The 19587-nt window shown below is 64.2% G+C and carries 16 protein-coding genes and 2 pseudogenes; 16 read left to right on the forward strand and 2 right to left on the reverse strand.

All coding sequences use genetic code 11. The annotated features are described in order from the left end of the window. Positions 1-15 precede the first annotated feature (15 nt). The gene (locus N2604_RS18575) at positions 16-903 is read left to right on the forward strand and encodes a helix-turn-helix domain-containing protein (protein ID WP_260376050.1); all 888 of its coding nucleotides are present in this window, start codon (positions 16-18) and stop codon (positions 901-903) included. 98 nt (positions 904-1001) lie between these two features. Here N2604_RS18575 and N2604_RS18580 read toward each other — a convergent pair whose 3' ends face one another. Next, positions 1002-1787, reverse strand: coding sequence for an IclR family transcriptional regulator C-terminal domain-containing protein (locus N2604_RS18580; protein ID WP_260376051.1), 786 nt, complete (start codon positions 1785-1787; stop codon positions 1002-1004). 116 nt (positions 1788-1903) lie between these two features. Here N2604_RS18580 and N2604_RS18585 point away from each other — a divergent pair, with 116 nt between their 5' ends. From N2604_RS18585 to N2604_RS18655, 15 genes and pseudogenes are all read left to right on the forward strand, one after another. Continuing rightward, a complete protein-coding gene (locus N2604_RS18585) occupies positions 1904-3121 on the forward strand; it encodes an ABC transporter substrate-binding protein (protein WP_260376052.1) in 1218 nt (405 codons plus the stop codon). Between the two features lie 53 nt (positions 3122-3174). Next, a complete protein-coding gene (locus N2604_RS18590; protein WP_260376053.1) occupies positions 3175-4125 on the forward strand; it encodes a 3-carboxyethylcatechol 2,3-dioxygenase in 951 nt (316 codons plus the stop codon). Positions 4126-4168: 43 nt separating this feature from the next. Next, positions 4169-5980 (forward strand): FAD-dependent monooxygenase, encoded by a 1812-nt coding sequence (locus N2604_RS18595; RefSeq protein WP_260376054.1) that lies wholly within the window; start codon positions 4169-4171, stop codon positions 5978-5980. A gap of 21 nt (positions 5981-6001) precedes the next feature. Further along, the gene (locus N2604_RS18600; protein WP_260376055.1) at positions 6002-6883 is read left to right on the forward strand and encodes an alpha/beta fold hydrolase; all 882 of its coding nucleotides are present in this window, start codon (positions 6002-6004) and stop codon (positions 6881-6883) included. An 11-nt stretch (positions 6884-6894) separates the two neighbouring features. After that, positions 6895-7677, forward strand: coding sequence for a 2-keto-4-pentenoate hydratase (locus tag N2604_RS18605; protein ID WP_260376056.1), 783 nt, complete (start codon positions 6895-6897; stop codon positions 7675-7677). A gap of 14 nt (positions 7678-7691) precedes the next feature. Beyond that, positions 7692-7958 (forward strand): annotated as a pseudogene (locus tag N2604_RS18610) (2-hydroxyhepta-2,4-diene-1,7-dioate isomerase); the annotation flags it as partial. A 123-nt stretch (positions 7959-8081) separates the two neighbouring features. Next, positions 8082-8834 (forward strand): annotated as a pseudogene (locus tag N2604_RS18615) (SDR family NAD(P)-dependent oxidoreductase). A 408-nt stretch (positions 8835-9242) separates the two neighbouring features. Beyond that, entirely contained in the window at positions 9243-10367 is a 1125-nt protein-coding gene (locus N2604_RS18620; RefSeq protein WP_260376057.1) for a maleylacetate reductase, read from the forward strand. 24 nt (positions 10368-10391) lie between these two features. Then, positions 10392-11294 carry an intradiol ring-cleavage dioxygenase gene (locus tag N2604_RS18625; RefSeq protein ID WP_260376058.1) on the forward strand — a complete coding sequence of 301 codons (903 nt, stop codon included), beginning with the start codon at positions 10392-10394 and terminating at the stop codon, positions 11292-11294. 35 nt (positions 11295-11329) lie between these two features. Further along, positions 11330-13117, forward strand: coding sequence for an FAD-dependent monooxygenase (locus N2604_RS18630; RefSeq protein WP_260376059.1), 1788 nt, complete (start codon positions 11330-11332; stop codon positions 13115-13117). Between the two features lie 82 nt (positions 13118-13199). Then, complete coding sequence (locus tag N2604_RS18635) at positions 13200-14525, forward strand: ABC transporter substrate-binding protein (RefSeq protein ID WP_260376060.1); 1326 nt, start codon at positions 13200-13202, stop codon at positions 14523-14525. Between the two features lie 84 nt (positions 14526-14609). Further along, positions 14610-15323 (forward strand): ABC transporter ATP-binding protein, encoded by a 714-nt coding sequence (locus N2604_RS18640; RefSeq protein WP_260376061.1) that lies wholly within the window; start codon positions 14610-14612, stop codon positions 15321-15323. After that, positions 15320-16024, forward strand: a complete 705-nt coding sequence (locus N2604_RS18645; protein ID WP_260376062.1) for an ABC transporter ATP-binding protein — start codon at positions 15320-15322, stop codon at positions 16022-16024. The genes N2604_RS18640 and N2604_RS18645 overlap by 4 nt, the downstream gene beginning before the upstream one ends. A 7-nt stretch (positions 16025-16031) precedes the next feature. Continuing rightward, positions 16032-16898 carry a branched-chain amino acid ABC transporter permease gene (locus tag N2604_RS18650; RefSeq protein ID WP_260376063.1) on the forward strand — a complete coding sequence of 289 codons (867 nt, stop codon included), beginning with the start codon at positions 16032-16034 and terminating at the stop codon, positions 16896-16898. Then, on the forward strand, positions 16895-18007 hold the full coding sequence (locus tag N2604_RS18655) for a branched-chain amino acid ABC transporter permease (protein WP_260376064.1): 1113 nt from the start codon (positions 16895-16897) through the stop codon (positions 18005-18007). The genes N2604_RS18650 and N2604_RS18655 overlap by 4 nt, the downstream gene beginning before the upstream one ends. Before the next feature lie 1060 nt (positions 18008-19067). Here the strand turns inward: N2604_RS18655 and N2604_RS18660 are convergent. Further along, positions 19068-19577, reverse strand: a complete 510-nt coding sequence (locus N2604_RS18660) for an Lrp/AsnC family transcriptional regulator (RefSeq protein WP_260376065.1) — start codon at positions 19575-19577, stop codon at positions 19068-19070. Positions 19578-19587 lie beyond the last annotated feature (10 nt).

The raw sequence follows: 19587 nt of genomic DNA on the forward strand, positions 1-19587 counted from the left end.
CCCTTGGTCTGTCGGATGCAGGCGACGTCGAATTTTGGGGTGCAGGAGACGCACGGGATCCTGAACCGCTTCCAGGCCGAATTCCGCGGCTCGAGCGAAGGGCTCGGCTGGTCGTCCGCCTTTGCCTCGGTTCAGCGCGAACGGCCGTTTGAGGGGCACTTCCACGCACTATCCGACAATCTGATGGTGCTGCATCGAGGCGGCCCGGTCGACATCACGTATGTGATGGACGGCAAGGCGGTTGCCCGGCACATCCCGCGCGGCGGCGTTTTCTTCCTGCCGGCGGGCCAGGCATGCAACGTACGCCTGCGCGAACCGCTGGAATCCACCCATATCTATCTGCGCTCCGACCTTTTCGCCCGCCCTGACGGGTCATCGGGCGTGATCGGCGGCCTCGCGCCGATGCTCGGTGATCAGGACGCTGTGCTAGAGCATCTTGCCTCGGCGATCGGTGATACCATCACCGGTGGTCTGCCGGCCTCGTCGCTCTTCGTCGATCCGATCGCGCAAGCGATCGCCAACCGTTTCGTGGCGATCAACTTCCACAAGCCGAGCACGGACGCCGGCAAGCATCCGAACCTGCTCAGCGGCAGGCAGATGGCCCGCATTCGCGAATTCGTTGATGCCAATCTCGATGGCGATATCCGCCTCGACCAGCTGGCGGAGTTGTGCGGCCGCAGCACCGAGTATTTCGTGCGGCTTTTCAAGGCGACCAGCGGCGTCTCGCCTTATCAATACGTGCTTAATTTGCGCATCGAGCGCGCCCGGGCGCTGCTTGCCGACGAGACCCTAAGTCTGGCCGAGATCGCGCTGGCTTGCGGCTTCTCCCATCAAGAGCATTTCACGCGGATGTTCCGTCGCTTTACCGGCATAACACCCGGCCGGTACCGACACAGTCACTAGGCCGTGTACCTATAAACTTGGCGGCGCCATGTGACTGGTGACTAGGTCCGCTTCGCTCCAATAGCGACCAAGTTCGTGCGGCAGCGCGCGACAAGTTGTCAGGCGATCTTTCCGCGCGCCTTGTTTGCGGCAGACCACCGCCGCTCGATCTCTTTTACAGCCCTTTTCATGCTCGCCAGATACTTCTTGGCTGCCATTTCAGGAGTCATCGAGGATGAGAAGAAGATCAAATTGAGACTGCCGAGAACGGGCCCCCCGCCTGGAATGGCTAGTGCGATCGCACTGATGCCCGCCTCCGATCCACCAACCGACGATGCGTAGCCGTCCTTCTTTGTTTGCGCGAGAATATCGTTGATAAAGCGGTGGTCCTTCGCCAACGCCGCGTCTTCCTCGACCAGCGATGCGGTCAGGTCCAGCATTTCACGCCGTAGCGTCGGCGCGGAGGCGGCCAGGATGGCCTTCCCAAGCGCACTGCGCACCAAGGATCTCCTCCTTCCGACCATGGAGCGATGAACGGAGAACGGACTGAACGGATGCGTGCTCTCGCGGATGAGCACCGAGCCGAGCTCGAAGACGCCGAAGTCACTGGGCCATGAGACCTCATCCAGAAGGCCGAACATCGCGGGCAGCGCCGCCTGGCTCGACAGGTCGCGCGAAGACACCCCTTCGCTCAAGGTGCGCACCTGCGGCGTCAATGCGAAGAGGGCGTTCGTCTCGTCCAAGGTCACGTAACCGTCTTCCCGTAGCGTATCGAGCAAGCGATAGCAGGTCGTCCGGTTGAGGCCGGTCCTTTTCGCGAGCCGTACGACGTTCGAGGGTCCGCTCGCATTGAGCTCATTGATCAGGGCCAACCCTCGGGAAAGTGCCCTGACGTTGCGGTGCATGATCGCCTCCGGCCGTGTTCGCAGTGCGAACATTTCACAGACTCAGATGGAATGATAGTTCAATCGGCGGCAATCCATCCCTCGCACGCCCAAACAGGCGGCGACGGGAGGAAACGATGGTTCATTCAAGCTTTTGTTTGTCCGCGGCCGTGTGTCTCGCCTTGGCGGTGCCAGCGGCGGCGCAGACCGCCGGAGGCACTCAGACCCTCAGCGACGGCAAGGTCAAGATCGGCGTTCTGACCGACATCGCCGGTCCGACATCCATGGCGAACGGCAAGGGCTCCGTCGTCGCCGCCCGGATGGCCGCCGAAGACTTCGGCGCCGGCCTGAATGTCGAAGTGATCTCGGCCGACCATTCCGGCAAGCCCGACATCGGATCTCAGATCGCTGGCCGTTGGTTCGATGTGGAGGGCGTCGATGCCGTTGCCGACATGCAGGGCTCGCCGATCGGCTTCGCCGTCCAGAACCTGGCCGCTCAGAAGAGCAAGATCATGCTGCTCTCGGGATCGACCTCGTCGGACTTCAACGGCAAGGCCTGTTCGCCGCTCACGGTCCAGTGGACGGTCGATACCTACAATCTCGCAAAGGGCGCAGCCAAGTCCGTGATCGATGCAGGTGGAACCAAGTGGTACTTCCTGACTGTCGATCAGGCGTACGGCAATGCCCTGACGCGCGATACGTCGGAGCAGGTCAAGCTCAACGGCGGCCAGGTAGTGGGCAACTCCGTGTTTCCGCCGAACACGTCCGACTTTGCGTCCTTTCTGCTGACCGCCTCCAGCGCTGGCGCCAACGTCATCGCTATCGCGGCTTCCAGCGGCGATACCGTGACGGCGCTGAAGCAGGCCGATGAATTCGGGCTGAGCGCAAAAGCCAAGATCGTGCCGCTGCAATCGGTGCTGACGGACGTGCATGCGGTGGGCCTGAAGATCGCGCATGACGCCTACGAAGTGTCCCCGTTCTACTGGGACCGGACGCCCGAAACGCGCGCTTGGGCCGAGAAATTCTTCGCGAAGGCGAAGCAAATGCCGACCGGCTTCCATGCCGGCGTCTACTCGTCCGTCGCGCACTACCTGAAGGCGGTCAAGGCGACGGGCACCGACGACGCTCCGACGGTGATGAAGCAGATGGAAAAGGAGCGGGTGCACGATTTCTTCGCGGCTGACGGCTACATCCGTGAAGATCGCAAGATGATCCACGACATGTACCTGCTCCAGGTGAAGAAGCCCGGAGAGAACAAGGGCGATTGGGACCTCTACAACGTCGTGCAGACGTTACCTGGTGAATCCGTCAACCGCCCGCTTTCCGAAAGCCCATGCCCGCTGGTGAAGAAGTAGGCCGCCGCGGCCATCGCTCGACAGATCAACTCGGCGTTCGAAGGAATTCGACCATGTCAGTCGCCATCGTCTGCGCTTCCCATACTCCCTTGATGTACAAGGGACCTGCCAGCAATGAGACCGAGCAACGCGTCAGAGCCGCGTTCGGACGTCTCGGAAACTTCGCGAAGGAGTTCGCGCCGGACTACATCGTCCAGTTCGCGCCAGATCACTTCAACGGCTTCTTTTATGACCTGATGCCCTCGTTCTGCGTCGGAGCCGGAGCCGTCTCGCTAGGCGACTGGGGAGGCGGAACGGGCCCGCTGGACGTTCCGGAGAAGACGGCGCTCGAACTCATCGACCATTTGCGGGCCGAGGATTTCGACGTCGCGGTTTCCTACCGCATGCCGGTCGATCACGGCTTTGTCCAATTGTGGGAAGCGATGCTCGGGAACTTCAAGTCCATCCCGATCTTGCCGATCTTCGTGAACGCCGCCGCGCCGCCGGTGCCGACCTATCGCCGGGCCCGCCAACTCGGTGAATCCGTTGGTCGCTTCGCGATGCGGTCCGGCAAGCGTGTGCTGTTTGCCGCGTCCGGTGGACTGTCGCACGATCCGCCGCTCCCGTCGATCAAGGATGCACCGCCCGAAATCCGCGAGCGGCTGATCAACGGCCGGAATCCGACAGCCGAGGCCAAGGAAGCCCGCGAGAAGCGCGTGCTCGAGGCAGGTGTTCTCGCCGAGGCGGGCAAGGGGCCGTGCCAACCGCTCAATCCCGAGTGGGACGCGGAGTTCATGGACATCCTTCGCAGCGGCCAGATCTGGCGCGCGGACGCTCTCGACACCGGCAAGGTCAGAGAAGTCGCGGGGCGCGGCGCCAACGAGGTGCTCGCATGGGTCGCCGCCTTCGGGGCCTTTTCCACGGGCGGCCACTTCAAGATGGAGCAGGAATTCTACGAAGCGATTCCGGGGTGGATCGCCGGTATGGCGATGATGGCGGCGAGGCAGGCCGACGGCGCACATTGATCGACTAGAGCCCGCGCGAACGCGGGCATCGCGGAGCAGGCAAATGGCATACGAAACGGACGTGCTCATCATCGGCGCCGGCCCCACGGGTTCGACGACCGCCCTGGCGCTCGCCAATTGCGGCGTTCGCAGTCACATCGTATCGCGCGGCAACTGGATGGCCGACAGCCCGCGTGCCCACATCACGAACCAGCGCGCCAACGAGGTCTTCCGCGATCTCGGAATCGCGGAGGACGTGGCCCGGTACGCGAGCCCCTGGGAGCTCATGGGCGACACGACCTTCACGACCAGCCTGGCGGGCTCCGAGCTGATCCGGATGCGGACGTGGGGAACCGGCGACGATCGCCGCGGCGATTATCTGCGCGCAAGCCCCTGCGGTATGGTCGACATCATCCAGCCATTGCTCGAGCCAATTCTGTTCCAGAAGGCGGCCGAGAAGGGCGCGACCTTCGCGTTCAACACCGAGTACGTCCGGCATGAGCAGGATGCGGACGGGGTGACGGCCACGCTGCGCGATCGCCTCGACGGGCGAGAGTACACCGTCCGCGCGCGTTATATGGTCGGCGCTGACGGCGCGCGCTCGATGGTGGTGGACCATCTGGGCTTGCCGATCGAAGGACAGATGGCGCGCGCAGGCACCGTCTACACCGTTTTCAACTGTGACCTGACCAAATACAGCAAACATCGGCCGAGCATCCTGAACTGGATCGTGACGCCGGACGCGAGCTTCGGCGAAATCGGCATGGGCCTGCTGCGGGCCGTGCATCCCTGGACGCAGTGGATCGCCGGTTGGGGTTTCGACATCAGCAAGGGCGAGCCGGACTTATCTCCCGAAGCGATCATTCCGAAGATAAAGGTTCTGATCGGCGACCCGTCCGTCGACATCGACATCGTGCGCACATCGATCTGGTACGTGAACCAGGCCTACGTGACCCAGTATTCGAAGGGCAGGGTGCACTGCGGCGGCGATGCGGTCCACCGGCACCCGCCGTCGAGCGGATTGGGCAACAACACCTGCGTCCAAGACGCCCATAACCTCGGTTGGAAGCTCGCCTACTCGGTGAAGGGCTGGGCCGGTCCGAAGCTGCTGGAAAGCTATTCGCAAGAGCGGGCGCCGGTCGGAAAGCAGATCGTGCTGCGGGCGAACCAGTCCCGGCTCGACTACGCCCCGCTGAACGCATGCTTCAGGGTGCAGGGCGCGGAAAACCCGGTCGCTGCAGGCATCGCGCGCTTCCGCGATCCGGGGCCGGAAGGCGTGGCCGCCCGGAAGGCGGCCCAAGCAGCGCTGGACCTCAAGCAGACGGAGTTCAATGCCCAGGGCACCGAGATGAACCAGCGGTACGAATCCTCGGCCGTGATTCCCGACGTCGATGCCAAGCCGGAGGAGTGGCGGCGAGATCGCGGCCTCTACAATCAACCGACGTCGCGCCCTGGTGCGAAGATCCCGCATGCGTGGCTCGTCGATCGTGAGGGCTTGCGCGTGTCGACGCTCGACGTGACCGGAAAGGGCCTCTTCACCGTCGTGACCGGCCTCGCCGGCGGGGCATGGAAGCAAGCGGCGCTGCGCCTCGATCTGCCATTCCTTCGGGTCGTGGTGACGGGCTCGCCGGAGACGCAGGACCTCTATTGCGAGTGGCAGCGCATTCGCGAGATCGAGGAAGCCGGAGCTCTGCTGGTCCGCCCGGATGGCGTGGTCGCCTGGCGCGACGCGATGGGAACGTCCGACGCGAGCGCGGCCTTCGATCGGCTGAGCGCTGCCATCCGGACGGTTCTCGATCTCGCGGACCTCTCGGCCATCCCGCGCGAGAAACCGTCCTCCCCGTCGAAGCCCAGCAGCACGCCGCTTTTCGCCTGACATCACTCACGAGATCCAGCTATGAGCGACACAAGACCAGAGAACTTTTCCAGCGTCTGGGCAGATCTGAGGGGTGTTTCCTTCAAACAGCACTTCATCGACGCCGGCGGAATTCGGACCCGCTGCATCGAGTCGGGCGACCCATCCAAGCCGCTCGTCTTGGCGCTGCACGGCGTTGGCGGCCATGCGGAGGCGTACTCGCGAAACTTCGGCCCGCACGCCGATCACTTCTGGTTCGTGGCCATCGACATGTTGGGCCACGGTTGGACCGACAAGCCGGCCATCGACTACCAGGTCAAGGACTACGCTGACCATGTGCTCGCCGTCCTCAACACGCTCGGCAGGGACAAGGCGATGATCAGCGGTGAATCCTTGGGCGGTTGGGTCGCGACTTATCTCGCCGTGCATCGTCCCGCGGCGGTCGAGAAGCTTGTCCTCAACACCGCCGGCGGCTGGACAGCGCACCCCCAGGTGATGGAGCGGCTGAAGAAGCTGTCAAACGAGGCCGCGTCCGATCCCTCTTGGGAGCGGATCAAGACGCGCCTCGAATTCCTCATGTGCGACAAGAGCATGGTCTCGGACGATCTGATCGAGACCCGCCGCGCCATCTACGCTCAGCCGGGATTTGCCGACACGATGAAGCAGATCATGTGCCTGCAGGAGATGGAAATCCGTCGGCCCAACATGATCACCGCCGGCCAATATCGCTCGATCAAGGCGCCGACCATGGTCGTGTGGACCTCGCACGATCCGACTGCGACGCCCGAGGAGGGGAAGCAGATCGCGGACATGATCCCGGGCTCGAAATTCGTGGTCATGAACCGCTGCGGCCACTGGCCCCAATTCGAGGACGCCGAGCAGTTCAATCGGCTCCACATCGAATTCCTGCGGACCGGCAAATAAGGATCGTTCAGATGAACCAGCAAGCCAAGCACAGCGAACTCGCCGCTCAGATCCGCGCCGCTTATGCGGGCACCCCAATCGCGCCCATCAGGCCGCAGCTGGCGGACCTCGACGTCGATGGGGCCTACGCCATCCAGCAGGAGAACACCGCATGTTGGGAGAAGGAAGGCCGCCGCGTGGTCGGAAGCAAGATCGGGCTGACATCGCGCGCGGTGCAGAAGCAACTCGGCGTGGACAGGCCGGATTTCGGAGTTCTCTTCGCCGATATGATCGTGAGCGAGGACGAGCCTGTCGCTTCGGGGCGTGTGCTTCAGCCGAAGATCGAGGCGGAGGTGGCTTTCCTGCTTGATCGGGACGTCGAGGTCGAGGTGCCCACGGTGGCCGACGTTCTCAGGGCCGTGGCCTACGCGATGCCGGCCCTCGAGATCGTCGGCAGCCGCATCACCAATTGGGATATCGGAATCGTCGATACCGTCGCGGACAACGCGTCGTCGGGTCTCTTCGTCCTCGGAGGGCCCGTGCGCCGGCTGGATGGCTTGGATCTCCGTGCTCTCCAGATGCAGATGACGAGGAAGGACGAGGTCGTCTCGAAAGGGACCGGCGCGGCCTGTCTCGGCAATCCGCTCAACGCGATGGCCTGGCTCGCCGGCGAGCTGGCCCGTCGCAAGCGGCCGCTCCGCGCCGGCGACGTCGTGCTCTCCGGAGCGCTGGGTCCGATGGTTCCCGTGAACCCGGGCGATGCTTTTGAGGCCAATATCGCCGGTCTTGGCACTGTCTCGGCTCGGTTCGCCTAAGCACAGGAGCACCAATGAAGCTCGTCCGATTCGGCAATCCCGGCGCCGAAAAGCCGGGGCTCGTCGACGATCAGGGGCGCCTGCGCGACCTGTCGAATGTCATCACCGATCTCATCCCCGCCAATCTGTCGCGTTCAGCGCTCCAAAAGATCGCTGCGATCGCTCCATCCACACTGCCGCTCGTCGCCGGCGAGCCGCGTCTTGGCGTGCCGGTTGCTGGCGTCGGAAAGTTCATCGCGATCGGTCTGAACTATGCCGATCATGCGGCGGAGGCGAACCTTCCATGGGCAAGAAGCCTGCTGCGATCTATCTCAAGCCAGGCGACGTCATGACGCTCGGCATCCAAGGTCTCGGAACCCAGCGCCAGCAAACCCGCGAATGGTCGCCGCGGCGGGAGGGCAGTCGTGACCGTCTATAGCGGAAGATTTGAAGGACAAACGGCCATCGTTACCGGTGCGGCGTCCGGCATCGGTCGCGACGTGGCTCGTCGCCTGGCGGCCGAGGGCGCCCGGGTCTCCATGTGGGACTTGAATGCCTCTATCCTCGCGGCCGCAGCGGTGGAGGCCGGCGCGGCGCACACGCAACTGGTCGATGTCGCGCAGGAAGACGCAGTCGACGCGGCCATGCTACGGAGCGTCGATGATCTGGGCGGCCGGCTCGACATTCTGGTTGCGAGCGCCGGCATCACCGGGCCGAACGGAGCCGTGAAAGACTATGCCGGCAGCGATTGGCGCAAGGTTTTCGACGTCAACGTCAACGGAGCCTTCTACTGCAACCGCGCCGCTGTCCGCGCGATGGAGAAGGGCGGCTACGGTCGCATCGTCAACGTCGCCTCGGTCGCAGGAAAAGAAGGCAACCCGAACGCTTCAGCCTACAGTGCATCGAAGGCCGCAGTGATTGCGCTCACCAAATCGCTGGGCAAGGAAACGGCTGCGACCGGCATCCGCGTCAACTGCATTACGCCGGCGGCGATCAGAACGCCGCTGTTTCATCAGATGATGCCCTAGCACATCGAGTTCATGCTGTCGAAGATTCCGCTCGGACGGTTCGGAACGATCGAGGAGGCGACATCGCTGGTCTGCTGGCTCGCGAGCGAGGAGTGCTCGTTCAGTACTGGCGCCGTGTTCGACCTTTCAGGCGGGCGAGCGACCTACTAGCCCGGTGTCGATCGCAATTGATATCGACCCGGTGCAATCGATTCCTGAGATGGACGCGCCCCCCTCGAACCAGTGACGTTCTTCCCGGGGTTCGAGAGATGAGCAAGGTGCGAGAGGGGCTTCCGCTTGCCAGATCCGACTTAGCTCAACGCTGCGTCCCGCTTTGGATCATTTTCGGCGGTTTCTGCGGAGATAGTCGGCTCGCTGATGTCCGCTTCTACCCCGTAAGCGTTCAACCGGGGCCTCCTCGGAAGTGTTGCGTCTAGGCCAGGCCCGATCCAGCCCTGCATTATTTTTCCGGTTTTGTGCAGATTTTCTTCGGTTTCGTGCAGGCCCGCCGCGCCAGCCCGCCGCTAGCTTCCTCCCAACGACATGAGATGGCCGGTTCGCCGGCTTGGGAGGATTGCCATGAGCATCGCGTTGGCCGATGCGAGAGGCGCGTCCGTTGCGACGGCCGGTGATGCCGGCAAGGGCGCGTTTGCCTATTGCTCGCAGCAATATCGCGTCCTGTTCGGTACCGGCACCTCGGCGCGACTCGGCGAGGAGGCAGCGCGCCTCGGCATCAAGCGGGCATTTGTGCTGACCACAAGCGAGCAGCACGACCTCGGGCAACGGCTCGGCGCAGGCCTCGGTGACAGGCTCGCCGGACTGTTTACCGGCGCACGCATGCATACGCCGGTTGAAGTCACCAACGAAGCGCTTCGGATTGTGGAGTCCCGCGACGTCGACGGGCTGGTCGCGATCGGCGGCGGCTCTACGGTTGGGCTCGGCAAGGCGCTCTCGCTGCGCACGGGGTTGCCGCATATCGCGATGCCGACCACCTATGCGGGCTCCGAGATGACGCCGATTCTTGGCGAGACCAGCAACGGTATCAAGACCACGCAGCAATCGCAGGATCTGGTGCCTGACACCGTCATCTACGATGTTGATCTCACCATCAGCCTGCCGCCGCACATCTCCGCCGCCAGCGGCCTGAACGCGATCGCCCACGCCGTCGAGGCGCTTTACGCGCCCGACGCCAATCCGCTGACCTCGCTGATGGCGGAGGATGGCATCGCCGCGCTTGCCCGCGCGCTGCCGCGCATCATGGTGGCGCCCGCCGATCCCGGCGCCCGTCGCGATGCGCTCTATGGCGCCTGGCTGTGCGGCGTCTGCCTCGGCGCGGTCCGCATGTCGCTGCACCACAAGCTCTGCCACGTGCTGGGCGGCATGTTCAACCTGACGCATGCCGAAACTCACGCGATCGTGCTGCCGCACGCCGCCGCCTACAACGCCGCCGCCGCGCCTGAGGCCATGACTCGCGTCGCGCGGGCGCTGCACAGCGCCAATGCTCCGCAGGGCCTGTTTGACCTTGCCCGACAGCTCGCGCTGCCGCGCGCGCTCGCCGACATCGGAATGCCCGAGGACGGCATCGCACGCGCCGCGGAGATGGCGGTGCGCAACCCATATGCCAACCCCAGACCCATTGATCGCGCCCCGATCGAGCAATTGATCGCGGCAGCTTGGCGCGGCGATGCGCCCGCGCAGGGCTGAACCTCAGGGATCAAGGACAACACGATGGCCAATTTCAACGAGCATAACCTCACTGGCGAGGTAGTTCGCAGCTTCGCCAACACGCCGAACAAGCGGCTGAAATTCCTCATCGAGGAGACGGTGAAATCGCTACACGATCTGGTGCGCCGCACCGAACTCACCTTCGAGGAGTGGAATCAGGCGATCGAGTTCCTGACCCGCACCGGCCAGACCTGCACGCCGCTGCGCCAGGAGTTCATCCTGCTCTCCGACGTGCTCGGCGTCTCCATGCTGGTCGACGCCGTCAATCACCGCGAGCGCGAGGGCGCGACCGAGACCACGGTGCTCGGCCCGTTCTATGTCGGCGAGCACCGCGTTACGCCGCACGGTGGCAATATCTCCGAGGGCATCGACGGTGAAGTGATGTTCGTGCAGAGCCGCGTCACCGACCTCGCCGGCAAACCGCTCGCCGGTGCCGAGATCGACGTCTGGCATGCCGACGACGACGGCTTCTACGATTCGCAGAAGGCCGATTACGCAACCCACGGTCCGTCGCTGCGCGCGCGCTTCGTCACCGATGCCGACGGCCGCTTCTCGTTCCGCACGATCTTGCCGTGCAGCTATCCGATCCCGACCGACGGCCCGTTCGGCGATCTCATCACCGCCACGCAGCGTCATCCGATGCGCCCCGCGCATGTGCACTTCCTGGTCAAGGCCGAAGGCTACGAGCCGCTGATCACCCACGTCTTCCTCGATGGCGACCAATATCTGCGCAGCGACGTGGTGTTCGGCGTCAAGGATGAGCTCATCGCGCGCGTCGAGCCGCGCAACGAAGCAGCGCTGCCGAACGGCGAGCGGGTTTCCGGCCCGTGGCACCTGATGACCTACGACTTCCAGATGAAGCCCGGCGCAGGGCTGGTGCCCCGGCCGATGATGGCGGCGGAATGACGATTGCAACCAACAACACGACGAAGGAGAGGATGATGACCAGCAAACCGATCGAGACCGACGTGCTTGTCGTCGGCAGCGGCCCGGCCGGCGCGACGGCTGCGGCGCTGCTCGGCACGTACGGCGTCAAGCACATCTTGGTGACGAAATATGGCTGGCTGGCTGACACGCCGCGCGCCCACATCACCAACCAGCGTGCGATGGAGGTGCTGCGCGATCTCGGCCTCGAGGACAAGGCGGTGGCGCAGGCGGTACCGCAGCACCTGATGGCCAACAACGTGTTCTGCGAAAGCCTGGCCGGCGAGGAGTTCGGCCGACTCTATTCCTGGGGCAATCATCCCTCGCGCAAGGCGGACTACGATCTCGCCAGCCCGACCCGGATCTGCGACCTGCCGCAGAATTTGCTCGAGCCGATCCTGATCGAGGCCGCCGGCCAGCGCGGCACTTCGCTGTGCTTCAACACCGAGTTCCTCGACCTGGTGCAGGATGCCGACGGCGTCACGGCAACGGTGAAGGATCGGCTGTCCGGCGAGACCTACCAGATCCGCGCAAAGTATCTGATCGGCGCCGATGGCGGCCGCAGCCGGGTTGCCGAGGTGATCGGGCTGCCGATGGAGGGTCAGATGGGCCGCGCCGGCAGCATGAACATCATCGTGCAGGCGGACTTGAGCAAATACGTCGCGCACAGGCCGAGTGTACTCTATTGGGTGCTGCAGCCTGGCGCGCAGATCGGCGGCATCGGCGCCGGCCTGATCCGCATGGTGCGGCCCTGGAACGAATGGCTGATCATCTGGGGCTACGACATCGAGCAGGGCGAGCGCAAGCTCAGCAATGACGAAGCGATCTCGATCGTGCGCAATCTCGTCGGCGACGAGACGCTGGAGGTCAAGGTTCGCTCGACCTCGACCTGGACCGTGAACGAGATGTATGCCGGCCACTACGCGTCTGGCCGCGTGTTCTGCGCCGGCGATGCCGTGCACCGCCATCCGCCGAGCAACGGCCTCGGCTCCAACACCTCGATCCAGGACTCTTTTAATTTGTGCTGGAAGCTGAAGCTGGTGCTCGAGGGCCATGCGGCGCCGTCGCTGCTCGAGACCTATTCGGCCGAGCGCCAGCCGGTCGGCAAGCAGATCGTGACCCGCGCCAACAAGAGCATCGGTGAGTTCCCGCCGATCTTCGAGGCGGTGGGACTTGTCGCCTCGACCGACCCGATTGAGGCGCGCAAGGCGATCGCCGCGCGTAAGGCGCCGACCGCCGAGGGCAAGGCGCGCCGCAAGAAGCTCAATGAGGCCATCGCCATCAAGAGCTACGAGTTCAACTGCCACGGCGTCGAGATGAACCAGCGCTATGGCTCGAGCGCCGTGGTGTCCGACGGCACGCCGATGCCGGCCTTCAGCCGCGATCACGAACTTTATTATCAGGCCACCACCTGGCCCGGCGCGCACTTGCCTCATGTCTGGGTCGAGCATCAGGGCCAGCGCAAATCGACGCTCGATCTTGTCGGCAAGGGCCGTTTCACGCTGCTCACCGGGATCGGGGGCGATGGCTGGAAGGCGGCGACTGCCGCAATCGAGAAGGCCTACGGCCTGCCGGTGGATGTCGTCACCATCGGCCCGCAAGGCTGCGATGCGCTCGACATCTATGCTGACTGGTATCGCCAGAGCGAAGTCGACGAGGACGGCTGCGTGCTGGTGCGTCCCGACATGTATGTCGCCTGGCGCGCCAGGGAGGCGGCCGTGAATGCCCCCGACGTGCTGCTCGACGTGTTCGGCCAGATCCTCGGCCGTGCTAAGGAGCAGGCGAAGTCCGTCGCCGCCGCGTGATGCGACGCTGCGATGGATGATTTTCCAGAACGGAATGAACGGCAGCCGGCTTGAAGACCGGCTTGCCTCAAGGGAGGGGAAAATGACCAACGACCTATTGAACATAAAGTCTTTCGATCGCCGCCGTGTGCTGCAGGGCATCGCCGGTGGGCTCACAGCCGCGGGCTCGACGACTTTGTTCGCGCCGGCGGCGCGGGCGGCGAGCAAGCCGATCAAGATCGGCTATGTCTCGCCGAAGAGCGGTCCGCTGGCGGCCTTTGCCGAAGCTGACGATTTCGTGCTCGGCGAGTTCAGGAAGTTCATCAAGGATGGCGTCAAGATCGGATCACAGACCTACTCGGTCGAGGTGGTGACAAAAGACAGTCAGTCGAATCCAAACCGCGCCGCCGAGGTCGCCAAGGAGCTGATTACCCGTGACAATGTCGGGCTGATCGTGGTCGGCGCCACGCCCGAAACCAACAATCCGGTGGCGACGCAGTGCGAGCTCGAGCAGGTGCCGTGCATCTCGAGCGTGGCGCCGTGGCAGACCAACTTCATCGGCCGGCAGGCCAATCCGGGCGATCCCAAGAGCTGGAAGCCGTTCGAATACACCTTCCATTATTTCTGGGGCCTGGAGGACGTGATCGGCGTCTTCACCAGCATGTGGAGCCAGGTCGCGACCAACAAGTCGGTCGGTGCGCTGTTCCCCAACGATGCCGACGGCAACGCCTGGGGCGACACCACCATCGGCTTCCCGCCCGTCTTGGCCAAGCAGGGTTTCAAGCTCACCGATCCCGGCCGCTTCCAGAACCTCACCGACGATTTCAGCTCGCAGATCGCAGCGTTTCGTGGTGCCGATGCCGAGATCGTCACCGGCGTGATCATCCCGCCCGACTTCACCACGTTCTGGAACCAGGCGCGGCAGAAGGGGCTGAAGCCGAAGGTCGTATCGGTCGCCAAGGCGCTGCTGTTCCCGGCGTCGGTGCAGGCGCTCGGCAAGGGCGGCAACAACATCTCGACCGAGGTGTGGTGGACGCCGACGTATCCCTACAAATCGAGCCTCAGCGGCGTCAGCGCCGCCGATCTGGCCAAGGGCTACGAGCAGGCCTCCGGCAAGCAATGGACCCAGCCGATCGGCTTCGTGCATTCGCTGTTCGAGGTCGCGATCGACGCCATCAAGCGCTCCGGCGACCCAGCGGATGGCGCGGCGCTCGCCAAAGCGATCGGCGCCACCAAGCTCGACACCATCGTGGGCCAGGTCGCCTTCGGCTCCAGCGCGGTGCCGCCGTTTGCAGCGAAGAACATCGCAAAGACGCCGCTGGTCGGCGGCCAGTGGCGGCTCAGCGGCGACAAGTACAACATGGTGATCACGGACAACAAGCTGGCGCCGCAGATTCCGCTTGGCGGCGACATGCAGGCGCTGAGCTAGCGCAAGCCAGCTGCTTCATCGAAGGCAGAAGATGCGCGGCGTTGCTGCGCATCTCCCCTCCGCCGGAACCAGATGTGGGCAACCATGCTCGAACTCCATACCATCTCGAAACGGTTCGGCGCCATCGTCGTTGCCGACGCGATCGACCTGACGCTGTCCTCGGGCGAGGCGCTGGGCGTGATCGGACCGAACGGCGCCGGCAAATCGACCCTGTTCAACCTGATCACCGGGCTGCTGCGGCCTGATGCCGGCCGCATCGTTCTCGATGGCGCCGACGTCACGGGTCTCTCGCCCGAGGCACGCTGTCGCGCCGGCATCGGGCGCTCGTTCCAGATCCCGCAGCCGTTCGACCATCTCTCGGTGTTCGAGAACCTTGCGGTCGCCGCGCTGTTCGGCGGCGGCCTGTCGGAGGCGGATGCGATCCAGCATTGCGGCCGCATGCTCGATCTGACCGGCCTCGAAGCCAAGGCCAATCGGCTCGCGGGCAGCCTGCCGCTGCTCGATCGCAAGCGGCTCGAACTGGCGCGGGCGCTCGCCACCCGGCCGCGCACGCTGTTGCTCGATGAGATCGCGGGCGGCCTCACCGATGCGGAATGCCACGAACTGGTCGAGACGATCCGCACCATCCATGCCGAAGGCGTCGGCATCATCTGGATCGAGCACGTGGTGCATGCGCTGCTCGCGGTGGTGCAGCGGCTGGTCGTCTTGAACTTTGGCAAGGTCGTCGCCCAGGGCGCGCCGGTCGAGGTGATGCGCTCGCGCGAGGTCGAGACCATCTATATGGGCGTGCCGGCATGACCGCGCTGCTCAATGTCACGGCGCTCGATGCGTTCTACGGCGACTTCCAGGCGCTGTTCGGCATCGACTTCGAGCTGAACGAGGGTGAGGCGGTCGCAGTGATCGGCGCCAACGGCGCCGGCAAGTCGACCATGCTGAAATCGCTGGCGGGGCTGGTGAAGAGCCGTCCCGATGCGATCCGCCTCGAGGGACGGGCGATCGGCGATGCGTCCGCCGCCAGCATCGTCCGGCTCGGCCTCGCGCTGGTGCCGGAGGGCCGGCAGCTGTTTCCCTCGCTCAGCGTCGAGGAGAACCTGTTGATCGGCGCCTATGGCGGCGAACGCACCGCGCCGTGGGATCTCGCCGCGGTCTACCGCATGTTTCCGGTGCTGAAGGAGCGGCGGCGTGGCGCCGTCACCGCGCTGTCGGGCGGGCAGCAGCAGATGGTTGCGATCGGCCGCGCGCTGATGTCCAACCCACAGGTCCTGCTGTGCGACGAGATCAGCCTCGGCCTCGCGCCGATCGTGGTGGAAGACATCTACCGCATGCTGCCGCAGATCCGCTCTGGCGGTACCGCCGTCGTGCTGGTCGAGCAGGACATCGCCCGCGCATTGCGGGCTTCGGATCGCTTCTACTGTTTGCAGGAGGGACGGGTGACGCTGAGCGGACGGCCTGGGGATGTCGACAAGGACACGATCCGCGCGGCCTATTTCGGAGCATGAGGGAGCGATGAGCGGGTTCGACACCATCATCGAAGGCGTGCTGCTCGGCGGCGTCTATGCGCTGTTCGCGCTCGGCCTGTCGCTGATCTTCGGCATCATGCGCCTGGTCAATCTGGCGCATGGCGATCTGATCCTGCTTGCCGCCTATCTGGTGCTCAGCGGCACCACCGCGCTCGGTCTGCCGCTTGCGGCCGCATCCCTGCTGGTCGTCATCACGATGTTCGTGCTCGGCTTCGTGCTGCAGCGGCTGGTGCTGGAGCGGGTGCTCGGCGACGACATCCTGCCGCCGCTGCTCGTCACCTTCGGCCTGTCGGTCGTGATCCAGAACGGACTGCTGCTCGGCTACGGCGCCGACAGCCGCCGGCTGCAGGCAGGCGCCTTCGAATCCTCGTCGGTGGCGCTCGCCCCCGGCCTGAGCGTCGGGCTGGCGCCGCTGACCGCGCTGGTGACGGCGGTTGCCGCCGTCGCGCTGCTCCAGCTCATCTTCTATCGCACCTCGCTCGGCCGCGCCTTCCGCGCCACCGCGGATAATCCCGCGATCGCACAGTTGATGGGCGTCAACGAGCGCAATGTCTACGCCATCGCGGTCGGACTGTCGCTCGCAGTGTCGGTGATCGCCGCTGTTGTGCTCGGTATCCGCGCCAGCTTCGATCCGTCGATCGGCCCGGCGCGGCTGCTCTATGCATTCGAGGCGGTGATCATCGGCGGGCTCGGCAGCCTGTGGGGGACGCTGGCGGGCGGCATCGTGCTCGGGCTGGCGCAGGCGATCGGAGGGCGGATCAATCCGGAATGGCAGATCCTGGCCGGCCATCTCGCCTTCCTTGCCGTGCTGATGGTGCGGCCGCGCGGGCTGTTCCCGGCGAGGCGGACATGAGCGTCGAAAGCCTCCATATCCCGGCAAGCCGCGAGCAGCGCAGGGCGGACGCGCCGGTGTGGCAGGTTCGGGTCGGCACGCGGCTATCGCGCGTCGCGGCCGTGGCCGGCATCGCGCTGATCGTGGCGCTGGCCGCGCTGCCCGCGTTCGCCTCGCGCAACCTGATCCAGGATTTGATCTTCGTCTTCACCATGCTGACCTTGGCACAGCTCTGGAACGTGCTGGCCGGGTGGGGCGGGCTGGTATCGGTCGGGCAGCAGGCGTTTGTCGGGCTCGGTGCCTATGCGCTGTTTGCCGGCATCGTGATGGCCGGGCTCGATCCGGTTGCGGCGATCCCGCTGGCCGGACTGTTCGCGGCGCTGGTCGCGGCGGTGCTCGGGCCGCTGCTGTTTCGGCTGGAAGGGCCGTATTTCGCGATCGGCAGCTGGGTCGCAGCCGAAGCGCTGCGGCTGATCTGCGCCCAGTTCAAGTCGCTCGGCGGCGGCACCGGCATGTCGATCTCGCCGAGCGAACTGTCGCAGATGATCGGGCTGAAGACGGTGCAGGCACTGCTTGGCCTGCGCCCTGCGGCCGCGCGTGACGTGCTGGTTTACTGGCTGGCACTGCTGCTCGCCGTGCTGGTCACGCTCGGCATCTACGCCTTCATGCGCTCGCACCACGGCCTTGCGCTGGCCGCAAGCCGTGACAACGCAGCGGCGGCGCGCAGCGTCGGCGTCCGCACCGCGCGGACTCGCCACGTGCTGTGGATCGCGGTCGCGTTCGCCACCGGCATGGTCGGCGCCGTGGTTTACTTGCAGAAGGCGCGTATTTCGCCCGATGCGGCCTTCAGCGTCACCGACTGGACCGCCTATGTCATCTTCATCGTCGTGATAGGCGGGGTGCGCACCATCGAAGGTCCGATGGTCGGCGTGCTCCTGCTGTGGGGACTCGTCACCTATCTCGCCCAATATGGCAGTCTCTATCTGGTCGTGCTCGGCACGCTCGCCATCCTGATCATGCTGTTCATGCCCAACGGCGTGTGGGGCGCGGCAGCGCGACGCTGGCAATTGCAGCCGTTCTCGACCCAGCGCCGGCTCGGCCGCAGCGAGTCCGGTCCAATGCAATTATGACCAACCTTGTGCCGGGTATCCAAGACTGAAAGCATTGATCTTGTTGCGGTAAAGACCAACGCATCGGGGCAGAGTTTTGAGCGCATTTGGATGACGTGCGGATGCCTCCTCTTCACGAGCGGAATGATTAGCAATGTCGGTCGGGGCACCCATTCGTAAAGATGCTTCGGCGCGTCGACATTTCTGCCCAGGAGAGGCGAAACGAACGGACCTGGCCATTCCAAATTTCGCTGAAGATCGGCAACAAATGCTTCGGGATCGAGGCGATGTGAGTGACAGCTATTTTGCCATCGGCGCGAACGCACTCGACCAAGGGTGTCTCGCGACCAAATACGCCTCAATTGCCGCTCCTGGTCGCATGTCAATTCGAGTCCGACGTCGAAGCGATCCCCTCGAACTCGTCAACTTTCTTTGCGTGTCGCCGGCTTGAAAAGGCCGTAGCAAGGGCGGAACTTATACTCACATCGCAAAGTGAGTATAAGCGAGCCGCCCAGAATCCGAGGCCGGGAAATTCTGGGCTCGAACCTGTGCACGCCTTGCTCCGCGACGTGTGCACTGAAAATCCGAATATGTGATTTCCGCTTCCAATTCAGGGATATATGGCCCTAGAAGAGCCCGGTGGCAGAAGCCTCGTCAAACTGGATTTCTCAATCGGTCCAATCGCAGATAGGACCGACCCGATGCGAAATACATCAGTAAAATGAACCGCTTAGATCGCAAATTCTCTACGGCCCCCATGATGGATTGGAGCGAGAGTTCTGAATTCTCAATGGGTTAGAGGGCGGCGTGTGCACCGGGAGATCAAGAAAAGTCCCATCAAGACCAGTGTAAGCAGACGTTCAAAGGTGGACGCAGCGACAAGCCGCGCAATACGAATGTCCGAGAGAAGAGCATATTTGGCGTGGCGGCGGGCAATGGCAGCCGGCCACAAAACAGCGCCAAAACCTCACCGAGCGCTCTATCCACCTAGAAGCGAGAGGAGTTATAGCATCTCGGTTGAGGGTGCTTTGGTGCGCTATGGGGAGTTTCTCGCGTGATACAGTCTCACCGCTTGTCGAAATTACTCCACAGTCACGGCCGGCACCGGCAGCGCCGTGATCGACTTGATCTTCTCCATCGCGAAACGCGAGGTGACGTTCTTTAGCGGAACGGCATGAATCAGCTTCTTGTAGAACACGTCGTAGCTAGACATGTCCGGAATGACGACGCGTAGCATGTAGTCGACGTCGCCGGCCATCCGGTAGAATTCCATCACCTCGGGCATGGCGCTGACCGCCGCGGCGAAGCGCTTCAGCCAGGCGTCGGAATGATCGGAGCTTTCCACCGAGACGAACACCGAAAGGCCGAGGCCGATCTTGTTCTGGTCGACCAACGCAACGCGCTTCATGATTACGCCGTCGGCCTCCAGGCGCTGGATGCGCTTCCAGCAGGGCGTGGAGGACAGGCCGACCCGGTCGCCGATTTCGGCCACCGAGAGTGAGGCGTCCTCCTGAAGCACCGTCAGGATCTTGCGGTCGATCGCGTCGAGGCGGCGGCCAGTCTCGGCGAGCTGCAGCGCAGCGTCGGACATTGTCTGATTA

The sequence above is a fragment of the Bradyrhizobium sp. CB1015 genome, assembly GCF_025200925.1.
In the GTDB taxonomy this organism is placed as follows: domain Bacteria; phylum Pseudomonadota; class Alphaproteobacteria; order Rhizobiales; family Xanthobacteraceae; genus Bradyrhizobium.

Excerpts from the sequence above, each read along its gene's own strand:
- N2604_RS18575 (WP_260376050.1), top strand. The coding sequence starts at position 16 with ATGCAGGCGACGTCGAATTTTGGGGTGCAGGAGACGCACGGGATCCTG.
- N2604_RS18580 (WP_260376051.1), bottom strand. The coding sequence starts at position 1,787 with ATGCACCGCAACGTCAGGGCACTTTCCCGAGGGTTGGCCCTGATCAAT.
- N2604_RS18585 (WP_260376052.1), top strand. The coding sequence starts at position 1,904 with ATGGTTCATTCAAGCTTTTGTTTGTCCGCGGCCGTGTGTCTCGCCTTG.
- N2604_RS18590 (WP_260376053.1), top strand. The coding sequence starts at position 3,175 with ATGTCAGTCGCCATCGTCTGCGCTTCCCATACTCCCTTGATGTACAAG.
- N2604_RS18595 (WP_260376054.1), top strand. The coding sequence starts at position 4,169 with ATGGCATACGAAACGGACGTGCTCATCATCGGCGCCGGCCCCACGGGT.
- N2604_RS18600 (WP_260376055.1), top strand. The coding sequence starts at position 6,002 with ATGAGCGACACAAGACCAGAGAACTTTTCCAGCGTCTGGGCAGATCTG.
- N2604_RS18605 (WP_260376056.1), top strand. The coding sequence starts at position 6,895 with ATGAACCAGCAAGCCAAGCACAGCGAACTCGCCGCTCAGATCCGCGCC.
- N2604_RS18620 (WP_260376057.1), top strand. The coding sequence starts at position 9,243 with ATGAGCATCGCGTTGGCCGATGCGAGAGGCGCGTCCGTTGCGACGGCC.
- N2604_RS18625 (WP_260376058.1), top strand. The coding sequence starts at position 10,392 with ATGGCCAATTTCAACGAGCATAACCTCACTGGCGAGGTAGTTCGCAGC.
- N2604_RS18630 (WP_260376059.1), top strand. The coding sequence starts at position 11,330 with ATGACCAGCAAACCGATCGAGACCGACGTGCTTGTCGTCGGCAGCGGC.
- N2604_RS18635 (WP_260376060.1), top strand. The coding sequence starts at position 13,200 with ATGACCAACGACCTATTGAACATAAAGTCTTTCGATCGCCGCCGTGTG.
- N2604_RS18640 (WP_260376061.1), top strand. The coding sequence starts at position 14,610 with ATGCTCGAACTCCATACCATCTCGAAACGGTTCGGCGCCATCGTCGTT.
- N2604_RS18645 (WP_260376062.1), top strand. The coding sequence starts at position 15,320 with ATGACCGCGCTGCTCAATGTCACGGCGCTCGATGCGTTCTACGGCGAC.
- N2604_RS18650 (WP_260376063.1), top strand. The coding sequence starts at position 16,032 with ATGAGCGGGTTCGACACCATCATCGAAGGCGTGCTGCTCGGCGGCGTC.
- N2604_RS18655 (WP_260376064.1), top strand. The coding sequence starts at position 16,895 with ATGAGCGTCGAAAGCCTCCATATCCCGGCAAGCCGCGAGCAGCGCAGG.
- N2604_RS18660 (WP_260376065.1), bottom strand. The coding sequence starts at position 19,577 with ATGTCCGACGCTGCGCTGCAGCTCGCCGAGACTGGCCGCCGCCTCGAC.